General features: G+C 66.0%; 1 protein-coding gene. It reads left to right on the top strand.

Features of this window, described 5'->3' with window-relative positions; translation table 11 throughout:
* Nucleotides 1-321: hypothetical protein (locus tag AC0L3U_RS38905; protein WP_473365042.1), on the top strand; the 321-nt coding region annotated here is incomplete at both ends.

Below are 321 nucleotides of genomic sequence, written 5' to 3'. Positions count from 1 at the left end.
GGCGGCATCCTGAACAACAACGCGGCCTTCAAGGTCAGCGGCACCGGCAATGCGCTCGACCACGAGACGGTCACGAATGCGAGCACCGGCACGATCGAAGTGTTGGCGAACGGCGCGCTGACGATCGACCAGGGCTCGACGGTTGCGAATGCCGGCAACGTCACGGTGGACGCCACCGGCAAGCTGACAGTGAACGGCGCGACGATCAGCGGCACCGGCACGGTCACCGGCAACGGCGAGATCAACCTGACCGGCGCTGCGGTGCTGAGCGGCGGCATCCTGAACAACAACGCGGCCTTCAAGGTCAGCGGCACCGGCAAT

It is taken from the genome of Bradyrhizobium sp. Kon69, assembly GCF_055807515.1.
The sequence above is the reverse complement of the archived record's forward strand: the minus strand, read 5'-3'. Positions and strand labels throughout refer to the sequence as shown.